We start from the raw sequence: 14,514 nt of genomic DNA on the forward strand, positions 1-14,514 counted from the left end.
GCTCGCCACGGTCGTCTGGCTCCCCGGAGGCGCAGCCGAAGCGGTTCTCGTCGCAGCCGAGGCCGGCGCGGTGCCCTTTACGGGGCGGCCCGGAGCAGGGCCTGCTGCCGTGGCCGGATCAGGGCCCGCTGCCGGCTGGGGCGGTGGGGTTTCGCTGGCTTTCTCGCGGCAGCGGGCAAGTTTCTCGGCGTGGCGGCGCTGCAGGCCCCACGCTCGATCCCGCTCGTGCCGCCGCCGGAACGCCTCAGCCTCGGCCGAGTAATTGCGACGCCGCGTTCGATCGCGCATCGTCGACAATTCGGCCCTGCTGAACAATTCCCGCTGCCCCCGCATGCCTAAATTGTTTCAGGCCCCGATCCGCACCGATAAGCGATTGATCTCTCCAACTGGAGACCCAATTTCCACATGACGCCAAACCAGATCGCAAGCGAAGGCTGGACCCCGACCGCACAAGGTCTCTAGGGACGGACCAGGCCTCGCACCGCCGCCAGCGGCAGCGCTGTCCGCGGGTGGTAGGCCGAGCGCCACAGCCCACCGTGTGCCGCCGCCACCGCTTCGTCCTTCCAGGCGGCCGGGTCGGCCGGGCGGGGGCGGCGGATCTGGTGGACCATCAGTGCCGCCATCAGCCGGCTGGCCGTCGCGGGCTCGAAGATCTCGACGTCGAAGAGGTGGGCGCCCGCGTACGCCGCGGCGAGCAGGCGGTTGCTGAGCACCGAGCGGGTACGCGTAGGCGGCGCCACGTTGAAACTGACCACCCCGTCCCGCCGGGCGACAGTGGCCCGCCAGCGGTGGATGCGTTTCGCGAGGGCGTAGTTCGGGCCCTGCTGCGGCACCAGGCTGTCATTGATTCCGGGCACGGCGTCGTACGCGTAGTTCGGCCGCAGCAACCGCCCGCCGGAGAGCAGAGCCCCGGCCCGGGAGCGCTGGGAGCGGGCCGCGAACCGGGAACGGCTCTGCTCGACCGCGCCGGCCGGTACGGCGTACACATCGGTGGGCGTGGCGAGGAAGGCCAGCGCGGTGTCCGGCCGCTGGTGGCGGACGTGGACGAAGAGGGCGTCGAGGGCGGCGGCCAGCCGGGGATAGGTGCCGCCCGGCGCGTAGACGTAGTTGCCGAGGATCAGCCGCTCGTCGAACCCGAGCAGCCACTGCACCACCGGTCCGAGGTCGCTGAGCAGGTCCGCGCCGGGAACGCCGGCGACCGGCCGCGGGATGGCCGACGGATCGGCGGCGTCCACCGGATCGTCGACCGGGCCGGTGGTGGCGGACAGCGGGGCCAGCAGCCGGCCGGCCGATTTCGAGGCCAGCGCCGCGGTGCGCTCCCAGAGCCTCTGGCTGGGCAGGTCGACGGCGAGGACCGTGCCACCCCAGCTCAGCACGGATGCGAGCGGGCCCATCTCGGAGCCGGCGCCGAACGTCACGAGCCGCTGGTCGCTGAGGTTCAGCCAGTCCGGGTTGGCGGCCACCTCCTTGACGGCCTCGGCGGCCGACTCCTCGATCGCGCCGGTCATCACCCAGAGGTCGAGCTGCCGGGACAACTCGTCGCCGCGGAGCGCCGCGCCCTGGAACGGCAGGACCAGCTCCTTCTCGGCGGCGCCGCTGCCGGCCACCTCGACCGTTTCGAGCGGCCGTTCGGGCGTCGCCATCAGCGCCTGGGCGAGGGTGAACTCGCCGTCGTCGCGGCGGTACCGCATCCGGGCCTGCACCGAGGCCAGTCCGGCCTCGGCGATCTCGTACGCCGCGGCACCGTCCGCCGACAGCCCGGTCTCGACCAGGGCCTTGAAATGACGCAGGTATCCGCGCCTCCAGTCGGTCTCCCGCTCCGCGGCGTCAGCCGCGGCGGGGTCGGCGGCGCGGAGCGCGTCGGCGACGACGGCCTGGCCGAAAGCGCTGCTGCTGCGGCGACCGGACTCGTCGGCGGGGAAGTCGGTCAGGGCGGGGGAGTGAGGCACCGCGCCAGTATGGCGGTCTCCTACCAAAGTACGAGAGAGGCTCGGACGTGTGGCCGGGAGAGCGGCCGCCGGTCGGGCGATTCGGCTCCCGCGCGGCGAGAGGCTGCCGTTATGACAACGGTCGATACCCTCGCTCTGCGCAGCCCGGTGCGCTGGAACCGGGCCCTGCTGGCGCTCACCGTGGCGTCGGTGGTCCTGGCGATCGTCGCCGGAATCGGGATCTTCACCGACCCACGAATCCTGACCGGCGTGCCGATCTGGCTGAAGCCGTTCAAGTTCGCCGTTTCGTTCGTGGTCTATTCCTGGACGCTCGCCTGGATGTTGGCGATCCTGCCGAAGCGCAGCCGTGCCGGCGAGTGGGCCGGCATCGTGATCCTCGGTGTCGCCGTGCTCGAGCTGACGATCATCGTGTTCCAGGTGATCCGGGGCCGGACAAGTCACTACAACGTGGCGACGCCGCTCGACGAGATGCTCTGGTCGGCCATGGGAACATCCATCATGGTCCTGTTCTTCGCGCACGTGGTGATCGCGGTCGCCGCGCTGCGCCAGCGGATCGCGGACCGGCCGGCCGCCTTCGCGATCCGTCTCGGCCTGCTGATCTCGCTGCTCGGCATGGCCCTCGGGTTCCTGATGACGTCGCAGACCGGCGTCGGCGGCACGCTGGGCGCGCACTCGGTCGGTGTGGCGGACGGCGGGCCGGGCATGCCGCTGACCGGGTGGAGCACCACCGGCGGCGACCTGCGGATCGGCCACTTCATCGGCATGCACGCGCTCCAGGCGTTGCCGATCGTCGCCTATCTGCTGAGCCGTACCCGGATCGTGGCCGTCGTGCGGGCACGTCTCGTGCTGATCGCGGGTGGGGCGTACACCGTACTCGTGCTTCTCCTGACCTGGCAGGCGCTGCGAGCGCAACCGCTGCTGGAACCGGATGGGACCACCATGATCGCGTTCGCGGCCCTGGCCGCGGTGACCGCGGGCGCGACCTACGCAGTAACAAGAAGGGCATGACGGACATGACCGGCTTTCTGTTCAGCTTGACGTTCATGCTGGCCGCGCCGTTCTGGGCGCTGATGATCCTGCTGCCGCGGTGGTCGTGGACGAACCGGATCATCAAGAGCCCGCTGATCGTCCTGCCGATCCTGGTGATCTACGCGGTGCTGGTGATCCCGGCGTTCGGCGAGGTGCTGCCGGCCGTGACGAACCCGACCCTGGACGGGGTGGCCGCGCTGCTCGGCTCGCCGGCCGGCGCGGCGGCGGGATGGGCGCACATGCTCGCGTTCGATCTCTTCGTCGGCCGGTGGGCGTTTCTGGACAGCCGGGAGCGGGAGATCTCGCCGCTGGTGATGGCGCCGATCCTGCTGCTCACGATTCTGCTCGGGCCGCTGGGACTGGCCGCCTATCTGGCGGTCCGGAAGCTCTAGGCTGACCACCATGGGGCGTCTCTTCGACGTCCGGGAGACCTTCACCCGGATGCTGCTGCTGAACACATCCGGCGTGGTCTATCTGCTGCTCGCGCCCCGGCAGACCGGCGTACCGGTCAGCGGTCCGCAATGGACGCTCGCGGTCGGCGCGTTCCTGGCGGGCGTGCTGCTGCACCGCCGTCCACCGCTCAACATGGTGGCGCAGACCGCGCTCTTCGCGGTGGCGCTCGCGACGCTGGACGACACCACGATCAACCAGGTCGGCACGGCGTGGGCGCTCGGCGAGATGGCGCTCTGGGCGCCGCGCGGGCGCTATCTGTGGGGGACGGTCGGCGGGGTCTCGATCGTCTACCTGATCTTCAACCGGCAGGCCGACGGGCTCACCGAGGCACTGGTCGGCCTCTGCATCAATCTCGGCCTGCCGGTGCTGATCGGCACTGTCGTCCGGACCACCCGGGAGCTGGGCGTCCAGGCCGAACGCCGGATGATCTCCGAGCAGCGCGCGGCCCGTGCCGACGAGCGCAGCGCCATCGCGCGCGAGCTGCACGACGTCGTGGCCCACCACGTCGCGTCGATGGTGCTGCGGGTGGGCGTGGCCCAGCATGTTCTTCCCAAGATCGACCCCGCCGTGGACGCCGTCTTCGACGACGTCCATCGGACGGGGACCGCGGCCTTGGCGGACCTGCGCCGGCTGGTTGCCGTGTTGCGAGACCCCGATGGGGTACGCGGAGACGCCGCACTCACCGCGATCGAACCCTCTGCTCTCCCGGCGGCACTCGACGGTGCCGTGGAGACGGCACGGCTGGCCGGGGTGATCGTGGAGGCGGAGATCGACCCGGCGGTGGCGTCGCTGGATGCCGTACGGGGGCTGGCGGTGTTGCGGTTGACGCAGGAGGCACTGACAAACGTGGCAAAACATGCGGGCCCGGCCTCGGTCGCGCGTCTGTCTGTTGTTGTGCGGGAGTCTGATGTGGAGTGGGGAGTCGCTGATGACGGAGGCTCTTCCGCGGCCGGCGCTTCTCTGGGCGGTGGGCACGGCCTCATCGGCATGCGGGAAAGGGTCGCGGTGCTCGGCGGGACACTGACCGCCGGACCCTCCGGCAAAGGCTGGCGGGTCGCGGCCGTTCTACCAGGGGAGACTTCGTGATCAGGGTGCTGCTCGTGGACGACCAGCAGCTGGTCCGGGCCGGGCTGCGGATGCTCTGCGACGCCGAGACCGGCATGGAGGTGGTCGGTGAGGCCGGCGACGGCCGGGCCGCCGTCGAGCTGGCCGCCCGCCTCACCCCCGACGTGATCGTGATGGACCTGCGGATGCCCGGCGTCGACGGGATCACCGCGACCAGCCGGATCATCGGCGAGCGGCCGTCGTCACGGGTGCTGGTGCTGACCACGTTCGGCGACGACGACCATCTGTACCCGGCGTTGCAGGCGGGCGCGTGCGGCTTCCTGCTCAAGGACGCCCCGCCGGCCGAGCTGCTGAACGGGATCAGGCTGGCCGCCGCGGGGGAGAGCCCGTACAGCCAGGACGTGCTGCGCCGGCTCGTGCGGCGTGCCGTCGACGCGCGTCCCGAGCCACCGCGCCGGCCGGCCGGGCTGACCGCCCGCGAGCTGGAGGTGCTCGACCTGGTCGGCGAGGGCCTCAGCAACGCGGAGATCGGCGAGCGGATGCACATCGGGGTGACCACGGTGAAGACGCACATCACCGCGCTGATGACCAAGACCGGCAGCCCGAACCGGGTGCGGCTCGCCCTGCTAGCGGTTCGCAACCAGGCTGCCTCCTAGCCGCTCTTAGCCGCAATCCGAAACGTCCGATCTCAGGGGCATGCGTCAGTGGACCCTGGGTTCGGCCCTCACCGCGGCGGTCGCCGCCGCCTTCGTCGTCGCTCCGATGCCGGCTCAGGCCGCGTCCACGGACCGTTACATCGTCACGCTTCGCGAGCGTTCCGAGATCTCCACGTTGAGCACCGGTGCGGGACGGGTGCTGCACCGTTTCAGCCGGTACCCCGGCTTCACCGCCTCGATGACGACCGCTCAGGCCCGGCGGCTCGCCGCCGACCCGGCGGTTCGCGGCGTCGAGAAGGACCGCGTGGTACGCCTCACCGGCACCCAGAAGAACCCGACGTGGGGTCTGGACCGGGCTGACCAGCGCAGCCGTTCGCTGTCGAAGTCGTACCTGCCGTCGGCTGACGGGGACTCGGTGCACGCGTACGTGATCGACACCGGGATCCGGACCACGCACAAGGAATTCGGCGGGCGGGCCGTCTCCGGCAAGGACTTCGTCGACCGGGGTACCTCGGCCGACGACTGCAACGGGCACGGCACCCACGTGGCCGGCACGATCGGCGGCAGCACGTACGGGGTCGCGAAGAAGGTCAAGCTGGTGGCCGTACGGGTGCTGGACTGCGACGGCGCCGGCTCGCTCGCCGACGTGATCGACGGCATCGACTGGGTCACCGAGAACGCGGTGCACCCGGCCGTGGCGAACATGAGCCTCGGTGGTGACAGCAGCACCGCCCTGGACTGGGCGGTTCGCGGAGCGATCGCGTCGGGCGTGACGTTCGTGGCGGCAGCCGGCAACGAGAACACCGACGCCACGCTGAGCAGCCCGGCCGGCGTGCCCGAGGCGATCACCGTGGCGGCGACCGACAAGCGGGACAAGCGGGCGTCGTTCTCCAACTACGGCAGCATGGTCGACATCTTCGCCCCGGGTGTCGACATCACCTCGGCGCTCTCCACGAGCAACACCGCGAAGGCGACCTGGAGCGGCACGTCGATGGCCGCCCCGCACGTGGCCGGCGCCGTGGCGCTGGTGCTCGACGCCAACCCGGCGCTGACCCCGGCCCAGGTACGCAACAAGCTGGTCGCCGACTCCACGAAGGGCAAGGTCACGTCCCGGGCCGGTGCGCCCGATCGGCTGCTCTTCGTGCCGGCCCCTCCGAAGGCACCGGTGATCGCGACATCACGGACGTCGACGGCGATGGTCGGTCACGCGTACACCATGAAGCTGGCGCTCGGCGCAAGCCGGCGCGGCAGCTGGCAGCTCGCGGGAGGAACCTTGCCGGCGGGTTTGAAGCTCTCGGCGGCGGGTGTGCTGTCCGGCACGCCGACCACGCCGGGAACGAGCACGGTGACCGTTCGTTTCACCGATTACGTACCGCAGGCGGTGACCCGCAAGGTGGTGATCCCGGTGGTGCTCTCCGCGCCGTCGATCGTGGAGACCGTGCTGGACGACGCGGTGACCGGTTCTGATTATGCGCAGCAGCTCACTGTCGCGGACGGGCGCTCGGGTTCCTGGACGCTGGAGTCGGGCGCGCTGCCGGAGGGGCTCACCCTGGATTCGACCGGGCTGATCAGTGGCGTGGTGAGCGCTTCTTCTGGTTCTTTTGATTTCACCGTGCGATTCACCGACAGTTGGAACAGCACAGTGACCAGGTCTTTCACGGTTTTTGTGGGCTGAGTTCGTGACCGAAGGGCGGGCCTCTCCAGGCCCGCCCTTTCGCGTTTCACCAGTCCAGCGCCGCCGCGTACTTCTGCGAGATCGCCACCGACTCGGCGAGATCCGCCTCGATCACCGGCAGTCCCGGCCGGACCGCGATGGCACCGAGCTCCACGAGCAGCTGCCGTAGCAGCGCTTCCGCGGCGGTCGCCTGCGGCGCCACGCCGGCGGTCACCACCGGCACCGCGAGCTTCCCGGCCAGGGCTTGCGCCGGGAGATTGTCCAGCAACACCTTGAGTACGCCGGTGTAGCTGCCCTTGTACGTAGGAGTGGCCACCACCAGCAGGCTGGCGTCGGTGATCGCCGCGAGGGCGGCCTTCGTCGCCTCGTCGCCGGGGGTGAGCAGTCCGGCGCCGAGTGCGCCGACCTCGATCAGGTGCGGCTCCGGCGATCCGATCCGCGCGGCGATGGCCGCACCGACGGCCGAGGCCAGGGTGGAGGTGCGTGAGCCGGCGCGGGGGTTGCCGGAGATCACCACGATTCCTGTCACGATATGTCCTTTCAGGCTGCTCTGCGCAGGTTGTGGTAGGTGCCGTCGTGGTAGACCAGCGGCGTCGCCGCGAGGTCGTCGTGCACAGCGCCGGCCACCGGGGAGGCCAGCACGATCGTGTGGTCACCGGCCTCGACCCGCCGGACCACCCGGCAGACGAGGCGGGCGAGAACACCGCCGAGCAGCGGTACGCCACCGGGGCCGGGCTCCCAGTCGCCGTGCGCGGCGAACCGGTCGATGCCGCGTTTCGAGAACGTCCGCGCCACGTGCTCCTGCTCCTCGGTGAGCACGTGCACGGCGACGACGTCGGCGTTCGAGACGGCGGGCCAGGCCGACGCGGTGTGCGCCAGGCAGAAGGAGACCAGCGGCGGGTCCAGGGAGACCGACGTGAACGAGGTCGCGGTGAAACCTGCCGGCTGCGTGCCGGGCTGCGGCTCCGGGGCGGTGATGACGACCACCGCCGCGGCGTGCCGGCGGAGCAGGTTGCGGAAGAGGTCGGCGTCCACGAGTGAGCTGACGGTCATGGGGGTCCCCTTGGGGTGCTCGGCTAGGCGTCTCTATATCCTAGTAAACCTATGGGGAATTAGCACCATGCTGGATGAGACGCCCGCCACTGCGAACCGGGATGCCTATCTAACAGATAGGAAATGTATCCTTGCTCTACCCCGTCCACTGGTTCGACCACCGTCGAAGGAGTTCAGATGTCCGCTCTCGCTATCGCACATCCGCATGCCACCTACCCGCGCCCGGTCCGGCTGCGCCCGGTTCCCTCGCTTCGGGAGGAAGAGCCGCCGGTCACGGTGACGATCAGCATCAGTGGTGGCGCCAGCGGTCGCGAGCGGGTGCTCGCCGCGCTGCGCGAGCTGGTCGACGCGGCCGGCCCCACGGCCGCCGTCGAACTGGACCCGGCCGTGGCGGAGCCGCGTGTCGACGGGGAGATCCAGCTCGACCCGCGTGCCCGTACCGCGTTCCGGGACGGCCGGCTGCTCGAACTCAGCCGCCTGGAGTACGACCTGCTGCTCTTCCTGGCCCGCCACCCGCGCCAGGTGTTCAGCCGGGCGCAGCTGCTGACCCACGTGTGGGGGCACCGGCACACCACCAACCGCACGGTCGACGTTCACGTGAGCCGGCTGCGTACCAAGCTGGACGACCCGGAGCTGATCACGACGGTGTACGGGCTGGGTTACCGGCTCGCCGACGAGGCCCCGATCTCCGTCGTGGACCGGTAACAGGAGACGCCGTGTGTCGATGTAGCAACCGGAAAAAATCGGTCGGTGGCCCCGGTGCCACCGGCCGATTTTGTTTTCGGCTGTTCATTACTGATTCATCCCGAACGAGTCATAGGCCCGCAGTATGGGGCGGTCGTTTCGCCTGCTCAGTACCGTGTTGATCGCCGTTTGGTGATCCACTCCGACCCTTGCTATTAGATTGATCGATTTAAATACTTGCGAGCACGGGTACGCCTGACCGGCGTGCCAACCACCCGTCCCCCTGGGAGGAACCGTGCTCAACCCGAAGCTGCGCCGGCCGATCGTCGGCCTGGCCGTGGGCGTGCTCGTCGGCAGCGGACTGGCCGCCATGCCCGGCCCCGCCACTGCCGCCCCGGCCGCCGCCGACGGGCTGTATGCCACGTCGACCCTGGCCACCAACCTCGACACCAAGCTCGGTACGCGTGACGCCGGTTCGTATGTGGACTCCTCCGGCAAGCTCGTGGTCAACGTGACCGACGCCGCGACCGCCGCCGAGGTGACCGCGGCCGGCGCGACCCCTCGTTACGTGACCCGCAGCGGCGCCACCCTGACCGCCGCCGATAACTCCCTGAAGGCCGGCCTGAAGACGCCGGGCACCGCGTTCGCCGTCGACCCGATCAGCAACCAGGTCGTGGTCAGCGTCGACGAAACCGTCACCGGCGCGAAGCTCGCCGCGGTCAAGGCCACCGTCGCGAAGCTCGGCTCCGCGGCACGGATCGAGTCCGTCGCCGGCAAGATGACCATCAAGATCTCCGGTGGTGACGCGATCTACGCGCCCAGCGGCGGTCGTTGCTCGCTCGGCTTCAACGTGCGTAACAGCGCCGGCACCACGTACTTCCTGACCGCCGGCCACTGCACCAACATCTCGTCGACCTGGACCAACGGTTCGGCGACGCTCGGCACCCGGTCCGGCACCAGCTTCCCGGGCAACGACTACGGCATCGTCCGCTACACCAACACGACCATCACCAAGACCGGTGGCGTGGGCACCTCGATCGACATCACCTCGGCGGCCACCCCGGCCGTCGGCGCCACGGTCTCCCGCCGCGGCTCCACCACCGGCACCCGCTCCGGCCGGGTCACCGCGCTCAACAGCACGGTGAACTACGCCGAGGGCTCGGTCTCCGGCCTGATCCGCACCACCGTCTGCGCCGAGCCGGGCGACAGCGGCGGCTCGCTGTACTCGGGCAGCACCGCGCTCGGCCTGACGTCAGGCGGCAGCGGCAACTGCTCTTCCGGCGGCGTCACGTACTTCCAGCCGGTCGTGGAGGCCCTGAACGCCTACGGCGTCTCGGTCTACTGAGTGTTGGGTTCGGTTAGCACTAAAGATTGATAAGTCGCACAAATCCGGCGCCTTCCGGGCGCCGGATTTGTGCGTGAGTCGACCGCTGCCGCTGCCGCTGCCGCTGCCGCTGCCGCTGCTGCCGTGGTTCCGTGGTTCCGCGCATGGTGCACCGGGCTGAGCCGTAGCTCCGAGAGGTCATCCGGCCCGATGACCTCGCGGAGCTACGGCTCGGCCTGCTAGCGGCTTTGCTTGCTCAGTAGCCGGGCCTGGCTTTCCGCCCGACAGAGCCGAAGCCGACACGCCGCGAGCACGCCTCCGCCAGTGCGTGTCGAGTTTGGGCGCGTATCGGACCCTAAATCGACACGGCTGTCCTGATCCGCGCGATGTTGGGCCCCGGTTCCCATCTGGCTGTGGTCCCGGGACCAAGATCGCCGCGGGCGACCGAAGCGGGACGGCGGCGGGGACGAGGCGCGGAGTCAGGGCCGTTCGGACGACGCTTCCAGCTGCGGAAACGTCGATCAACCGGCCGGGTCAGCTATGAGAGCCAGTCGGATAGGCCCAGCCCGCAGCCCGCAGCCCGCAGCCCGCAGCGGTAGGCGCAGCCGCAGCCGCAGCCGCAGCGGTAGCGGTAGCGGTAGCGGTAGCAGTGCCCGCCGCCCAGATGGCTGGGCGGTTGCCGGCAGGGCGAGCCGTAGGTCAGACCTGTTATCGCGGCCTGATGAGGTGTCTGGACTACGGCTCAGCGACGTGAGCCGTAGTCCAGACATGTTCTGAGGCCCGCATTAGGTGCCGGAGCTACGGCCCGGCGCCGCGTAATGATCACTGGCCAGCCAAGCCGTGCCACTACCCCCGCCCAGGCGGCCATCGGCACGCCTCGCATCCAGACAAAGGTCAACTAGTCGATCAGAGGCCTTCGTGCAGGCCCGGCTGGCGCTCACGGTCGCGCGGCAGCCAAAAATGCGACCACAAGCGCAAGCCACTGCCAGCCGGCTTGTGCTCGTGGTCGTTGGGAGGCCGAAATGGCGACCGTGAGCGCGAGCCGCTGCGGGCTGGCTTGTGCTCGTGGTCGTTCGGGGGCCGATATCGCGACCACAAGCGCGAGCCGTTCGCTGTCGGCTTGTGCTTGTGGTCGTTGGGGGGCTGATGTCGCGACCACAAGCACAAGCCGTTCGCGGGTTACGGGCGATGGGGCTCGGTTATGGCTCGGGCGGTGCTTCTGGGGGTCGGTTGGTCAGGACTCGTGGACTCGTTCTTCGCCTCGGCGGCGGAGCATTTTCAGGCCGGGGAGGCCGGCGATTGCCAGGTGCAGGTCTTCGGTGACTTCCAGCAGCTTGTGCAGGTCGGGTCCGACCTGGTCCAGCTTGCCCAGCAGCGGCATCACGTCGTTGATCAGGTGTTCCTGGAGCTGGGGGAGCTGGTCGACCATCCGGATCGCGGCGGTCACCTCGTCGGGGGTCAGTTCGGAGACGAAGCGGGAAGCGAGCGGGGCGGCGTCGCGCAGCGTCTGCGAGTAGCCGCCGAGCAGCTCGTTCACCTCGCCTGAGATCGCGCCGGCCCGGGTGACCACGGCCTGGGCTTGGTCCGCGACTCCGGACGCCGTCGTGATGATCTCCCGCGCCGACCCGGTGATCCCGGTCGCCTCCGCCACCACCCCGGACGCGGCCGTGGTGATCGCGGTGACCTCGTCAATCGCCGACGAAGCGGCTGTCGTGATCGTGGAGATCTCGCCGATGGCTGACGAGGCGGCTGTCGTGATCGACGAGACCTCGCCGATCGCCGACGACGCGGCTGTCGTGATGGCCGTCACTTCGCCCAGGGCTGAGGCGGCGTCGCCGACGACCACGCTGGCTGCTTCGGCGGTGGTGGAGGCTCGGCGTACCAATGAACCCGCCGCGGCTGAGATGGTTGCCGCCTCCTCGACCGTGAGGGCGGCTGCCGTGGCGATCGCGCGGGCGTCGGAGACCGTCGACTCGGCGGCGGCGGCCACCGTGCCGACCCGGGCGATCAGGTCCTCGGCCTGGGCCACCGCCAGGTTGACCCGGTTGATCAGGAGTTCGGCCTGGCCGATCAGGCCGACCGCGCGTACCGGGATGGTCGCGGCGGTCGCGGCGGTCTCGATCACCTGGCCGATCGCGGACCGCGTGAGGTCGGCGGCCACCGCAGGGGCCGCCAGGGCGGCTCGGGTGAGGGATACGAGAAAGGCCATACCTCCCATCATGCGTCAGAGATGCACCCGAGATCGGTGACGCACGGTACGGGCGCACTGGCGTACGGTCGAATTTATCTTTTCCACAGGGTTCTGGGCCGCATCAGGGGCCGGGGACACGGCACTATGCATGGGTGCGACGTACCCGGAATCTCATCATGGTGGTGGCCGCTGTCGGCATCCTGGGCGGCGGCGTCCTGGTGGCGCGCGGCATGACCGGTGGCGAGCAGGGTACGAGCGCGCTACCCCTGGCCGGGGTGTTCCAGCAGACGACGCCGTCACCGTCCGCGTCGCCGTCACCGACCGGTCCGAGCCCTGAGGAGCTGGCCGCGCAGGCGCGGGCCAAGCGGGTCAAGGCGCTCGACGCGGCGTTGAAGAAGTACGCGAAAACCGTCCCCGAGTTCTCCGTGGCGGTGCTCGATCGGGAGACCGGCGAGACGTACGCGTTCCGCGGCGACGAGAAATACGAAACGGCCAGCGTGGTGAAGGTGCAGGTCCTGGCGTGTCTGCTACTGACCGCGCAGGACAACGACCGCAAGGTCACCTCCAGTGAGGACGCGCTCGCCAAGAAGATGATTCGGTACAGCGACAACGCCGCCACCACGTCACTCTTCAGCAAACTCGGCCGGGCCAGCGCGATCGGTGCCTGCAACAAGCGGCTCGGTCTCACCCAGACCAAGGTCAGCAGCTCCTGGGGCCTGACCCGGACCACGGTCAAGGACCAGGTGAAACTGCTCGACGCCCTGGTCGACGACGACGGCGAGCTGAACGCCAGCTCCCGCAAGTACGCGGACACGCTGATGAGCACGGTCTCCGCCGATCAGGACTGGGGCATCCCGGCGGTCGCGGCAGCGGGCGAGGAGGCGACAGTGAAGAACGGCTGGCTGTCCCGCTCCACCGAGGGCGGCCTCTGGATCATCAACACGGTCGGCCGGGTCACCGGCGACGACGTGAACGTCTCGGTCGCGGTGCTGTCGCACGCCAACAAGACGATGTCCGGCGGGATCAAGGTCGTGGAGAAAGCGGCCAAGCTGACCAGGACGAACCTGAAGTACTAAGCCTCTGAAGTACTGGCCCGGGCTTCCCGCCACTTGCTGATCCAGGTCATCGACTGGTTGACGATCAGGATCAGCACCACGGCGGCCACCACGCCCTGCCACGGCTCCGGGAAGATCGAGCCGCCGGCCAGGCCGATCGCGGCGTACACGACCGACCAGAGCGCGCAGGCCGGCGCGTTGGCGACCACGAACGTCCGCCACGGCAGGCCGACGAACGCGGCGGCGAGCAGCACCGGCACCCGGCCGCCAGGGATCAGCCGGGACACCAGCAGCACCGGCACCTGCTTCTCCTCCAGGCGGTGTTTCACCGAGGCGAGCCGGTCCTCGTCGCGCAGCCAGCGCAGCCGCCGGGCCAGGGACTCCCCGCCCTGCCGGCACATGGCGTAGACCACCAGGTCACCGAGGTACGCACCGATTGCGCCGGCGGCCACCACCAGCACCACTGTCAGCGGCTGGTTGTGAAAGGCGAGAGCGGCCGCGCCACTGACCGCGGCACCGGTCGGCACGATGGGCACGATCGCGCCGAACAACACGACGAGTAAGAGCCAGCCGATGGTAGCCAGTTCCTGAATCATGCCGCCGGTTCCAGGGTCAGCGTCTCGCCGTGGGTCAGCACCCGCACCCGGGTCTCCGGCGAAACACGCCCGGCGTGCTCAGCAAACCGCGCCCCCGGCTCGTCGAACATGTGCCGCCGGATCCGGCCGATCCCGGCCGGCCAGAACGTGCCGTAATGCACCGGCACCGCCCAGGACGCCTTCACCCGGCGCAGCGCCTCGGCCGCATCCATCGGGTCGAGGTGGCCGTGCGCGCCGAGGGTCGGGCCCCAGCCGCCGACCGGGATCAGGGCGAGGTCGAGCGGTCCGATCCCGATCATCTCCTCGAAGAGCCCGGTGTCGCCGGCGAACCACGTGCGGGCGGCGCCTTCGACGACGAAACCGATGGCGACCGCTTTCTCCCGGGACCACGGGCCACGGCCACCGTCGTGACGGGCGGGCACCGCGCGTACGCGTACCCCTGAAATGGCTGTCTCGTCGCCTGGGGCGAGCTCGATGATGCGCTGGGCCGCGTCGCGGCCCAGGGCTTTCGCGGCGAAGGAGCCGGCGCCGCGCGGAACGATCAGCAGCGGCTCGCCCGGCAGGGACTTGAGCGAGGCGACGTGGAAGTGGTCGGCGTGCAGGTGGGAGAGGAGCACGGCGTCGGGCGTGCCGGGCAGGACCGGCGAGGGACCGGCCATCCGGCGCAGGTGCACGAGCCGGTCGGTGAGCACCGGATCAGTGAGCAGCGTGACGCCGGAGTCGGCGAGCCAGACGGTGCTGTGTCCCCACCAGGTGACAGATGTCGCGCTCACGGGGTAACGGT

General features: G+C 69.9%; 14 protein-coding genes. 8 read left to right on the forward strand and 6 right to left on the reverse strand.

Annotated features, from left to right (window positions below; all coding sequences use genetic code 11):
• Positions 1-458: 458 nt before the first annotated feature.
• Positions 459-1,949, reverse strand: coding sequence for a hypothetical protein (locus B0I29_RS13805; RefSeq protein WP_245972508.1), 1,491 nt, complete (start codon positions 1,947-1,949; stop codon positions 459-461).
• A gap of 111 nt (positions 1,950-2,060) precedes the next feature.
• Between B0I29_RS13805 and B0I29_RS13810 the strand changes: the two genes are divergently transcribed.
• Genes B0I29_RS13810 through B0I29_RS13830 form a run of 5 tightly spaced genes read left to right on the forward strand, consistent with a single transcriptional unit; the run spans position 2,061 to position 6,827 of the window.
• Positions 2,061-2,957, forward strand: coding sequence for a hypothetical protein (locus B0I29_RS13810; RefSeq protein ID WP_181557797.1), 897 nt, complete (start codon positions 2,061-2,063; stop codon positions 2,955-2,957).
• Positions 2,954-3,370, forward strand: coding sequence for an ABA4-like family protein (locus B0I29_RS13815; protein ID WP_245972509.1), 417 nt, complete (start codon positions 2,954-2,956; stop codon positions 3,368-3,370). Before B0I29_RS13810 ends, B0I29_RS13815 begins: the two co-directional genes overlap by 4 nt.
• Positions 3,371-3,380: 10 nt before the next feature.
• A complete protein-coding gene (locus B0I29_RS13820) occupies positions 3,381-4,517 on the forward strand; it encodes a sensor histidine kinase (protein WP_181557798.1) in 1,137 nt (378 codons plus the stop codon).
• Entirely contained in the window at positions 4,514-5,152 is a 639-nt protein-coding gene (locus B0I29_RS13825; RefSeq protein ID WP_111649349.1) for a response regulator transcription factor, read from the forward strand. The genes B0I29_RS13820 and B0I29_RS13825 overlap by 4 nt, the downstream gene beginning before the upstream one ends.
• Positions 5,153-5,192: 40 nt before the next feature.
• Positions 5,193-6,827 (forward strand): S8 family peptidase, encoded by a 1,635-nt coding sequence (locus B0I29_RS13830; protein WP_111649350.1) that lies wholly within the window; start codon positions 5,193-5,195, stop codon positions 6,825-6,827.
• A 46-nt stretch (positions 6,828-6,873) separates the two neighbouring features.
• Here B0I29_RS13830 and B0I29_RS13835 read toward each other — a convergent pair whose 3' ends face one another.
• Both B0I29_RS13835 and B0I29_RS13840 read right to left on the reverse strand, forming a co-directional pair.
• Complete coding sequence (locus B0I29_RS13835) at positions 6,874-7,356, reverse strand: NADPH-dependent FMN reductase (RefSeq protein WP_111649351.1); 483 nt, start codon at positions 7,354-7,356, stop codon at positions 6,874-6,876.
• Between the two features lie 11 nt (positions 7,357-7,367).
• Positions 7,368-7,880: a flavin reductase family protein gene (locus B0I29_RS13840; protein ID WP_111649352.1), complete on the reverse strand. Its 513-nt coding sequence runs from the start codon at positions 7,878-7,880 to the stop codon at positions 7,368-7,370.
• A gap of 177 nt (positions 7,881-8,057) precedes the next feature.
• Between B0I29_RS13840 and B0I29_RS13845 the strand changes: the two genes are divergently transcribed.
• Together B0I29_RS13845 and B0I29_RS13850 are read left to right on the forward strand one after the other, a co-directional pair.
• Positions 8,058-8,585: a winged helix-turn-helix domain-containing protein gene (locus B0I29_RS13845; protein WP_111649353.1), complete on the forward strand. Its 528-nt coding sequence runs from the start codon at positions 8,058-8,060 to the stop codon at positions 8,583-8,585.
• Between the two features lie 274 nt (positions 8,586-8,859).
• The gene (locus B0I29_RS13850; RefSeq protein WP_181557799.1) at positions 8,860-9,909 is read left to right on the forward strand and encodes a S1 family peptidase; all 1,050 of its coding nucleotides are present in this window, start codon (positions 8,860-8,862) and stop codon (positions 9,907-9,909) included.
• 1,213 nt (positions 9,910-11,122) lie between these two features.
• On the opposite strand, the gene B0I29_RS13855 is transcribed toward B0I29_RS13850, so the two are convergent.
• The gene (locus tag B0I29_RS13855; RefSeq protein WP_245972510.1) at positions 11,123-12,097 is read right to left on the reverse strand and encodes a hypothetical protein; all 975 of its coding nucleotides are present in this window, start codon (positions 12,095-12,097) and stop codon (positions 11,123-11,125) included.
• A 134-nt stretch (positions 12,098-12,231) separates the two neighbouring features.
• Between B0I29_RS13855 and B0I29_RS13860 the strand changes: the two genes are divergently transcribed.
• Complete coding sequence (locus tag B0I29_RS13860) at positions 12,232-13,155, forward strand: serine hydrolase (protein WP_311733534.1); 924 nt, start codon at positions 12,232-12,234, stop codon at positions 13,153-13,155.
• Here the strand turns inward: B0I29_RS13860 and B0I29_RS13865 are convergent.
• Both B0I29_RS13865 and B0I29_RS13870 read right to left on the reverse strand, forming a co-directional pair.
• Positions 13,152-13,730: a DedA family protein gene (locus B0I29_RS13865; protein ID WP_111649355.1), complete on the reverse strand. Its 579-nt coding sequence runs from the start codon at positions 13,728-13,730 to the stop codon at positions 13,152-13,154. The two genes, B0I29_RS13860 and B0I29_RS13865, sit on opposite strands and share 4 nt — an antisense overlap.
• A complete protein-coding gene (locus B0I29_RS13870; protein WP_111649356.1) occupies positions 13,727-14,503 on the reverse strand; it encodes an MBL fold metallo-hydrolase in 777 nt (258 codons plus the stop codon). The genes B0I29_RS13865 and B0I29_RS13870 overlap by 4 nt, the downstream gene beginning before the upstream one ends.
• Positions 14,504-14,514: the final 11 nt, after the last annotated feature.

This window comes from Actinoplanes lutulentus, from assembly GCF_003259845.1.
In the GTDB taxonomy this organism is placed as follows: domain Bacteria; phylum Actinomycetota; class Actinomycetes; order Mycobacteriales; family Micromonosporaceae; genus Actinoplanes; species Actinoplanes lutulentus.

What these genes read in the sequence shown, in the direction of transcription:
- B0I29_RS13855 (WP_245972510.1), bottom strand. Translation starts at nt 12,097, where the DNA reads ATGGCCTTTCTCGTATCCCTCACCCGAGCCGCCCTGGCGGCCCCTGCG.
- B0I29_RS13865 (WP_111649355.1), bottom strand. Translation starts at nt 13,730, where the DNA reads ATGATTCAGGAACTGGCTACCATCGGCTGGCTCTTACTCGTCGTGTTG.
- B0I29_RS13840 (WP_111649352.1), bottom strand. Translation starts at nt 7,880, where the DNA reads ATGACCGTCAGCTCACTCGTGGACGCCGACCTCTTCCGCAACCTGCTC.
- B0I29_RS13820 (WP_181557798.1), top strand. Translation starts at nt 3,381, where the DNA reads ATGGGGCGTCTCTTCGACGTCCGGGAGACCTTCACCCGGATGCTGCTG.
- B0I29_RS13830 (WP_111649350.1), top strand. Translation starts at nt 5,193, where the DNA reads ATGCGTCAGTGGACCCTGGGTTCGGCCCTCACCGCGGCGGTCGCCGCC.
- B0I29_RS13810 (WP_181557797.1), top strand. Translation starts at nt 2,061, where the DNA reads ATGACAACGGTCGATACCCTCGCTCTGCGCAGCCCGGTGCGCTGGAAC.
- B0I29_RS13845 (WP_111649353.1), top strand. Translation starts at nt 8,058, where the DNA reads ATGTCCGCTCTCGCTATCGCACATCCGCATGCCACCTACCCGCGCCCG.
- B0I29_RS13815 (WP_245972509.1), top strand. Translation starts at nt 2,954, where the DNA reads ATGACGGACATGACCGGCTTTCTGTTCAGCTTGACGTTCATGCTGGCC.